7 protein-coding genes and 1 pseudogene are annotated in these 8,463 nt (G+C 65.9%); 6 read left to right on the top strand and 2 right to left on the bottom strand.

Going from position 1 to position 8,463, the window contains the following annotated elements:
- The 5 genes and pseudogenes from JaAD80_RS05455 to JaAD80_RS05435 all read left to right on the top strand — a co-directional run.
- Positions 1-512: pseudogene (locus JaAD80_RS05455) on the top strand (hypothetical protein); the annotation flags it as partial.
- Complete coding sequence (locus JaAD80_RS05450; RefSeq protein ID WP_102293234.1) at positions 509-2,272, top strand: VWA domain-containing protein; 1,764 nt, start codon at positions 509-511, stop codon at positions 2,270-2,272. The pseudogene JaAD80_RS05455 and the gene JaAD80_RS05450, both read left to right, overlap by 4 nt.
- Positions 2,273-2,398: 126 nt before the next feature.
- The gene (locus JaAD80_RS05445) at positions 2,399-2,992 is read left to right on the top strand and encodes a hypothetical protein (protein ID WP_258002818.1); all 594 of its coding nucleotides are present in this window, start codon (positions 2,399-2,401) and stop codon (positions 2,990-2,992) included.
- Positions 2,989-4,356, top strand: a complete 1,368-nt coding sequence (locus JaAD80_RS05440; protein ID WP_102293232.1) for an AMP-binding protein — start codon at positions 2,989-2,991, stop codon at positions 4,354-4,356. Before JaAD80_RS05445 ends, JaAD80_RS05440 begins: the two co-directional genes overlap by 4 nt.
- On the top strand, positions 4,353-5,393 hold the full coding sequence (locus tag JaAD80_RS05435; protein WP_102293231.1) for an AAA family ATPase: 1,041 nt from the start codon (positions 4,353-4,355) through the stop codon (positions 5,391-5,393). The genes JaAD80_RS05440 and JaAD80_RS05435 overlap by 4 nt, the downstream gene beginning before the upstream one ends.
- Positions 5,394-5,514: 121 nt before the next feature.
- Here JaAD80_RS05435 and JaAD80_RS05430 read toward each other — a convergent pair whose 3' ends face one another.
- On the bottom strand, positions 5,515-6,072 hold the full coding sequence (locus JaAD80_RS05430; RefSeq protein ID WP_102293230.1) for a TetR/AcrR family transcriptional regulator: 558 nt from the start codon (positions 6,070-6,072) through the stop codon (positions 5,515-5,517).
- A gap of 241 nt (positions 6,073-6,313) precedes the next feature.
- On the opposite strand from JaAD80_RS05430, the gene JaAD80_RS05425 reads away from it, so the two are divergent.
- The gene (locus JaAD80_RS05425; protein WP_102293229.1) at positions 6,314-7,123 is read left to right on the top strand and encodes an SDR family oxidoreductase; all 810 of its coding nucleotides are present in this window, start codon (positions 6,314-6,316) and stop codon (positions 7,121-7,123) included.
- On the opposite strand, the gene JaAD80_RS05420 is transcribed toward JaAD80_RS05425, so the two are convergent.
- Complete coding sequence (locus JaAD80_RS05420; protein ID WP_102293228.1) at positions 7,120-8,406, bottom strand: O-acetylhomoserine aminocarboxypropyltransferase/cysteine synthase family protein; 1,287 nt, start codon at positions 8,404-8,406, stop codon at positions 7,120-7,122. The two genes, JaAD80_RS05425 and JaAD80_RS05420, sit on opposite strands and share 4 nt — an antisense overlap.
- Positions 8,407-8,463 lie beyond the last annotated feature (57 nt).

The following is an 8,463-nucleotide window of genomic DNA, read 5'->3' as shown; positions in this document are numbered from 1 at the left end:
AGGTGCTGGCATGGCGCGCCGGCGTCGCGCATTTTCGGATGGGGGCGATCGCCGCCGCCGACACCTTGCCACCGGCGCTGGCGCTGGCCGCCTTTGGCGAGCCGGGTGCGCAATGGCCGCAGGTGCGTGATCAGTTATTGGCCAATCCCTGGCGCGGCAATGCAGACGGCCGCGAGTTTGGCAGCTTCACTGGCCTGGGTGGCCACTTCGGCACGCCGCCGCAGGTGCGCGCCACGGCTGACGGTTTTGTCGTGCGCAGCGCCGAGCGCCATTATCTGCTGGTGGCCGACGCCTACGGCGCCGTGCTGCACAGCGCCACGGTGGAGGAATTCGCGCAGGCGCCGGAAGGCGTGCCCGCGTCCGTGCGCCTCGATGGCGCCACCGTGCACGTCGGCGCGCGCAGCATCGCACTCGACCTGCCGGAAGGCGACATCGCGCTGGCCGCGAATGCGCATACGCTGGCCATCACCTCGCCATGGACGCATGCCATCCGGCTGCTGCCGCTGGCATGAAGCAGCATGCCGACAGCGCGCTGATCGACGCCTGGCGCGCCGCCTGGCCCGAGGCGCTGGCCGTGTGGAGCAAGTTCACGCGCTTGCGCGACCCCAGCCTGTGCGCCAGCCGCGTCGAGGCCAGCAAGCAGGGCTTGTCCGGTAGCTTCGCCATGATCCGGCTGCTGGACCAGAGCGTGGTGGTGGACTTGCCGCTGGTGACGGAGCTGGGCCTGGACGACTACGCGCTGGAAATCCTCGCCCATGAAATCGGCCACCACATCCTTGCGCCGGGCAGCGCCAGCGACCAGTTCCGCCTGCTGGCCCGCATGCGCCGCGCCTTGCCGACCCTGGAGCAGCACGCGCCCATGGTGGCCAACCTGTACACGGACCTGTTCATCAACGACCGCCTGCAGCGCCAGGCGAATCTGCGCATGGCGGACATCTACCGCAAGCTCGAGCAGGGGCGCTCTGTGGAAGCCAAGGCCAGCGGCGGCGTCTGGACCCTGTACATGCGCATCTATGAAAACCTGTGGCAGCTGGAGAAGGGCGAACTCGGTGGTGGCCAGGCCGATGAGCGCCTGGACACGGATGCCTGGCTGGGCGCGCGCCTGATCCGCGTCTACGCGAACGACTGGATGCTGGCGGCGGGCCGCTTCGCCACCCTGCTGCTGCCCTATCTGGTGGAAGACACGGACGCTCTGAGCCCGAGCCGCTATCTGCTCGACACGCGCGACGCGGCCCGTGGCTGCCAGACGTATGGCGCGCAGCAGATCGAGGATGACGAGGAGGGCGGCGCCATCCATCCCGTGCACGATCAGCGCATTTCCGGCCTGGATGGCGACGAAGCGCCTGCCGAGACGGTGGCCAGGCAGGGCGGCGGCCAGCTGCGCGAACCGTTCGAACTGGGCGACATTTTAAAGGCGTCTGGCGTGGACCTGAGCGACCATGAAATCGCCATCCGCTACTACCGCGAACGGGCCTTGCCGCACCTGGTGGCCTTCCCCAGCCGTCCCGCACCCGAATCGCAGGAGCCGCAGATGGAAGGGTTGGAGCCGTGGGAAATCGGCGACCCGCTGGAAGACATCGACTGGCTGCAATCGGTGATGCAGTCGCCGCGCCCCGTGCCCGGCGTGACCACCGTGCGCCGCGTGTATGGCCGTGAACCGGCGCGCGCCAGCGACGCCGTGCCCGTCGACCTGGACATGTACGTCGACAGTTCCGGTTCCATGCCGAACCCGCAGGCACATACCTCGTTTTTGACACTGGCTGGCGCCGTCATCGCGCTATCGGCCCTGCGCGCCGGCGCGAAAGTGCAGGTGACCCTGTGGAGCGGCAAGAACCAGGTGATGCAAACACCGGGCTTCGTGCGCGACGAAGACCTGATCCTCGGCGTGCTGACGGAATTTTTCGGCGGCGGCACCTGCTTCCCCATCCACCGCCTGCGCCAGACGTATGCGGCCAAACGGGAACGGCCCGCGCATATCCTGATGATTTCAGACGATGGCATCACCACCATGTTCGACAACGATGAACTGGGCAACAGTGGCTGGGATATCTCGGCAAAAGCGCTGGCCCAGGGCGGCGCTGGCGGCACCATGGCCCTGAACCTGGAACGCGGCTGGGAGGGCGCGGCCAGCCACACGTGGCTGCAGAAAACCTATGACGATTTAAAGCGCGCGCGGCGCGAGCAGGGCTGGGATATCCACGCCGTCGAACGCTACGAGGACCTGCTGGATTTTGCGCGGGCGTTCAGCCGCAGGCATTATGTGAAGAGCTAAATAAGATGACTATGTGCAGCAAAATTCCGGGGTCAGAGCCGGCGGGGCAATACGGTCCAATGGAACGTATAGCGATTCCGAAGGAACTGACCCCAGCATTTGCCGTTGGGTTAAGGTAACGACATCATGATGCAAATCGGTCCCCACCTCGAAATCCTGACCCACCGCCTGGCCGACACCCCCGTCGAATTCCTGGCCGAACCGCGCATCGCCGGCGTCGCCAACGCGCAGGCCGTGTCGGTGGCGGCGCTCGTCAACGACATTTTGCTGCTGCATGGCGCCCGTGCGCCGTCCGCTTCTCTGCAGGGCTTCATCGGCGCGCAGGTGAAGGCGGACCGCAACCGGCTGGCGCTGGCCATGATCGCGTGCTGGCTGCTGGCCGACGAGTGGTTCATCGCGCAGCGGCTGGCGCAGCAGGATGTGCTGCAGCTGCTGGGCGAGGCGGCGCGCGAGCTGGCCGCTGCCACGCCCGCCCACCAGTTCACGCAAGACCCCGAGCGGCGCGAAGAGCTGGCGCGCATCGTGCTGGCGCGCCTGGGCTTTCGGCCCCGCGACGAAAGCGTGGCGCAGGCCACGGACCGATTGTCCGCCATCAGCGGCACGGAGCGCCGCCGGCTGCTGGAAGCGAGCCGCCTGGCCGAGCAGCGCGCGCGCGAAATCCGCGAAGCGCTGGCGAAAAAGGCGGCCGAGGAATCAGCCGACAAGTGGTCGCGCGAATGAGCGTGGAGAGCAATCTGGCCGCTGGCGCCTGGGAGTCCGACTACGAGTACTGTCCCACCCTGACGCCGGCGGGCGCGCGCATGCTGGAAAAACTGCGCAGCCATCCTTGCGCGCCACAGTACCGCAACCGCAGCGGCAACAAGCTGCTGGCCGGGGAAGTGGAGGCCTTGCGCGCGTATGAGCAGGAAGTCATGGAGGCGGCAATCGGCTGGAGCGCCGCCGCGCCGCCCCCATGGCTGGCCGCTTTCCTCAAGGCCACCTGTGCCACGGTGCCGCATTACCGCGCCTGCGGTTCGCCGCCGGCGCGCTTGCAGGATGTCGCGCCGATCAGCCGCGCCGAGCTGGCGCACGACATCGCCGCCTTCGTGCCCGACGATGCGGACCTGGCGCGCATGATCAATTTCCAGACCACGGGCACCACGGGCCATCCGCTGCTGATCGCTTCGCACCCGCTGGTGGCGGGGCGCTACCTGGCTTTCCACAAGCGCGCGCTGCGGCGCTTTGGCGTGACCCTGCGCCATGGCGCGGGACAGGTGGGCGTGATGCTGCTGGGGCACCAGCGCCGCTGCTTCACCTATGTCTCCGTCACGCCGACGATGGGCGAATCGGGGCTGGCGAAGATCAACCTGCACGTGGACGACTGGCGCGATCCGGACGACCGCGCGCGCTACCTCGATGCCATGGCGCCGGAACTGATCGCGGGCGACCCCATCTCGTTTGCTGAACTGCTGACCCTGCCGATGGCGCACAAGCCGGCCGCCTTGATGTCCGTGTCGATGATGCTGTTGCCGGGCATGCGCGCCCGCCTGGAACAGCGTTTCGGCTGCCCCGTGCTCGATATCTATTCGCTCAACGAAGTGGGGCCCGTTGCCGTCTACGACGGACAGGCGGGCGGGCACGTGCTGCTGCAGCACCGGCTGTACGTGGAAATCCTTGATGGTGAAGGCAAGGCCGTGCCTGAAGGGGAGCGCGGCGAAATCACGGTGACGGGCGGCTTCAATTTCTGCCTGCCCCTGGTGCGCTACCGCACGGGCGATTACGCGTCGCTGATCCATGGCCCGCGCGGTCCCGTGCTGGCGGGACTGGCAGGGCGCAGTCCCTTGCGCTACCGGACGGACAACGGCGCTTGGATCAATAATATCGACATCACGCACGCCTTGAAACCGCTGGCCATCGCCGTGTTCGGCGTGCACCAGCACGCTGACGGCGCCGTCACGCTGCGCCTGGCGCCACATGCGATGCCGCAGGCGGACCAGGCGCGCGCCTTGCTGGCGCCATTTTTCGGCGCCATCACGGTCGCGGTCTTGCTGGCGGAAGACAAGATCATTCAATACACCTCGGATTTGCGGGAAGCGGCAGTATGAGCAGCCATAAACGGGGTCTGGTGGTGGGTAAATTCTGCCCGCTGCACCTGGGCCATGAACTTTTGATACAGCGGGCCATGGATGCCTGCGAAGAACTGCTGGTGGTCAGCTATACCAAGCCCGAGTTTCCCGGCCTGGAACCGGCGCGCCGCGAAGGCTGGCTGCGGACGCGCTTCCCGCAGGCGCAGGTCGTCGTGCTCGATGATGGCAGGCTGGCGGAACTGTGCGCCGCGCGCGGCGTGCCGGCGCGGACCTTGCCGCACAACGACGATCCGGGCGACGCGCATCGCCACTTCATGGGCTGGCTGTGCTGGACGGTGCTGGGCCTGCCCGTCGACGCCGTGTTCAGCAGCGAAGACTATGGCCCCGGCTTTGCGCAGCTGCTGCAGCGGCATTATGCGCTGGGCGCCGTCGCGCATGTGAGCGTGGACCAGGCCAGGACCTTGATCCCCGTTTCCGGCACGCGGGTAAGACAGGATCCGCACGCCCACGCCGCCTTCCTGTCGCCGTCTGTGCGCGCCAGTTTCGTCACGCGTGTGTGCGTGCTGGGGGGCGAGTCGAGCGGCAAGACGACCCTGGCGGGCGCGCTGGCGGCGCATTTCGGGACGGGCTGGGTGGCCGAATATGGGCGCGAGCTGTGGGAACGCCAGGACGGCGTGCTGGCCTACGACGATCTGCTGAAGATCGGCCGGGAGCAGCTGCGGCGCGAAGCCGCCGCCGCCGGGCAGGCGCGGCGCTGGCTGTTTTGCGACACTTCGCCCATGACCACGTATTTCTACTGCGTCGAGATGTTCGGCAAGGCCGAGCAGGAACTGGCCCAGCTGGCCGAACACCGCTACGACCTGGTGGTGCTGTGCGCGCCTGACTTCCCCTTCATCCAGGACGGCACGCGCCGCGACGAGAATTTCCGCGCGCGCCAGCATGCGTGGTATCAGCATGAACTGGCACGGCGGGGTATTGCTTTTATCAATGTGTCCGGTTCCGTTGACGATCGGATCGGGCAGGTGGCCCAGTTGCTCGCGCGTAGGTCGGATTAGCGCAGCGTAATCCGACCTCACCGCATACGTCAGCAATGTTGTCTGATTAGCGCAGCGTAATCCGTCATTGCCGCATACGTCAACAATGTTGTCGGATGACGCGCTTGCGCGCTAATCCGACCTACGTCGTAAAAGCCGTGTTCACCGCTTTCAGTATCTCGTCCGAAAACGCGTCGTCATCGACGGCGCGCGACAGCGCCACGGCGCCCACCATGGCCGACAGCATGACGATGGCTTGCTGGCGCGGGTCGCGTTTTTTCTGCCACGGGAAATGCGCCGCCAGCTTGCCGATGATGGTTTTCAGGTGAAAGGTAAAAGCGGGGCGCACGGCGGGCTGCTTGCGCACATCGCCGGCCAGCGCGGCCAGCAGGCAGCCATCGCCGGGCGCATCGCGGTGGGCCGTGCTCACATAATCGCGCACATACTGGCGCATGGCTTCCGGGCTGGCGCTGGCCGCATCGAGGGCCACGCGCGAGTGTTCCGAACCATGCAGGGTGCTTTCCGCCATCAGCGCTTCCTTCGAGGCGAAGTGGTTGTAGAAGGGGCCGTGCGTGAGCCCCGTCGCCTGCATGATCTGTCCCACCGTGACGCCGTCAAAGCCCTGTTCGCGGAACAGGCGCGCCGCTGCCGTCAGGATGCGCTGGTGTTTTTCTGCCGTTTCGGCTGCCGGGTATCGCATGCTGTTCTCCGTTTGCTCAAATAATTTCTGTTGACATCATACATGATGTTCGTCATGCTAGCGACACTATCCATGATGATCGTCATGTTTAGCGTCGTTTCAAAGCATGATGGTTGTCATGTTTAATTCGTGATTCTTCTAAACCCAGTAACAGAATCCGGGGTCGGACCCTCAGGGGCCAGGCCCGGTCTTTGCAGCGGGCTTAAGCGGACACAATAAAAATCTCAGTAAAGGAATCACCATGAGCACAAGCAACACACAAGGCACGGCCCTCATCACCGGCGCATCGTCTGGCCTGGGCGCCATTTACGCAGACCGCCTGGCGGCGCGCGGTTTTGATTTGATCCTGGTGGCGCGCAGGGTCGAGCGCCTGGGCGTGCTGGCCAAGGCGCTGGCGGAAAAATACGGCGTGTCCGTGCGCGCCATGGCGGCGGACCTGTCCGCGCCAGGCGACCTGCAGCGCGTGGCCACGGAACTGGCCACCAATCCCGCCATCACCATGCTGGTGAATAACGCGGGTGCCTCGACCCTGGCGCCGGTGCTCGATACTTCCCCGGAAAATATCGCCACCATGGACAAGGTCAACGTGACGGCCGTGGCGGAACTGAGCTACGCCGTGCTGCCGCAGTTCAAGCAGCGCGACAGCGGCACCATCATCAACATCGGTTCCGTGCTGTCATTCCACATCCTGCCCGTCAGCACCGTCTACAGCGCCACCAAGGGCTATGTGATGAATTTCACGCGCGGCTTGCAGCAGGAACTGGCCGGCACGGGCATCACGGTGCAGCTGGTGCTGCCCGCGTCGACGGCGACGGAAATCTGGGAATTGAGCGGCGTGCCGCTGGCGCAACTGGACCAGGCCACCATCATGCACGCGGAAGACTGCGTCGACGCGGCGCTGGCGGGCCTGGACCAGGGCGAGCTGGTGACCTTGCCCTCCGTGGAAGAGCAGGCCTTGTGGGAGCAGTTTGACGCGGCCCGCCTGGCCCTGTTCGCGGGCGCGATGCGCGGCACGCCGGCATCGCGCTATGGCGTCAAAGCCCGCGTTTAAGCGGCGTTGAGCGCCTGTTCCAGGTCTTCGCGCAAGTCGTCGATATGTTCGATGCCAACGGACAGGCGCAGCATGTCTTCCGACACGCCCGCCTTCGCCAGTTCCTCGGGATTGAGCTGGCGGTGCGTGGTGGAGGCCGGGTGCGTGGCCAGCGACTTGGCGTCGCCGATGTTGACCAGGCGCGTGAACAGCTGCAGTGCATCGAGCACGCGGGCGCCGGCCGCGCGCGGATCTTCCGCACTGGCCAGTTTCAGGCCGAAGGACAAGATGCCCGAGGCGCGGCCCCCCATGTATTTTTTCACCAGCGCATAATCGGCATGGTCTTCCAGGCCCGCGTAGTTGACCCACGCGACTTTCGGATGGTTTTTCAGGTGCTTGGCCAGGGCCAGCGTGTTGTCGCAGATGCGGTCCATGCGCAGGGCCAGGGTCTCGATGCCCTGGATCAGCTGGAAGGCGGAGAGCGGAGAAATGGCCGCGCCCATGTTGCGCAGCGGGACCACCCTGGCGCGGCCGATGAAGGCGGCGGGGCCGAAGGCTTCCGTGTAGACCACGCCGTGATACGACACGTCCGGTTCGTTCAGGCGCTTGAAGCGCTCCTTGTGTTCGGCCCACGGGAATTTGCCGCTGTCGACGATGGCGCCGCCCACGGTGGTGCCGTGGCCGCCCAGGTATTTGGTCAGCGAGTGGACGACGATGTCGGCGCCATGCTCGATCGGGCGGAACAGATAGGGGCTCGGTACCGTGTTATCGACGATCAGCGGGATGCCGTGCGCGTGCGCGATCTCGGCCAGCTTGGCCACGTCCGTCACATTGCCCAGCGGGTTGCCGATCGATTCGCAGAAGATGGCCTTGGTGCGGCTGTCGATCAGCGCGGCGAAGGTCTCGGGCTGGCGCGCGTCGGCGAAGCGCACTTCGATGCCGATCTGCGGCAGGGTGTGGGCAAACAGGTTGTAGGTGCCGCCATACAGCTGGCTGGCGGAGATGAAATTGTCGCCCGCTTCGGCGATGGTCTGGATCGCATAGGTAATCGCCGCCATGCCCGACGCGACGGCCAGCGCCGCCACGCCGCCTTCGAGCGCCGCGACGCGCTTTTCCAGCACGTCCTGCGTGGGGTTCATGATGCGCGTGTAGATATTTCCTGCCACCTTCAGGTCGAACAGGTCGGCGCCATGCTGGGCGTTGTCGAAGGCGTAGGCCACCGTCTGGTAAATGGGGACTGCCGCCGCCTTGGTGGTGGGGTCGGGGCTGTAGCCGGCGTGCACGGCCAGGGTTTCGATTCTCATGAAGGTCTCCGGTTGCTATGGTATGCGGTGGTGAAATCCGCAGCCATTGTGCCATGC

This window comes from Janthinobacterium sp. AD80 (assembly GCF_002878455.1).
Classification (GTDB): Bacteria; Pseudomonadota; Gammaproteobacteria; order Burkholderiales; family Burkholderiaceae_D; genus Janthinobacterium.
This window is presented reverse-complemented; position numbering and strand designations above follow the sequence as displayed.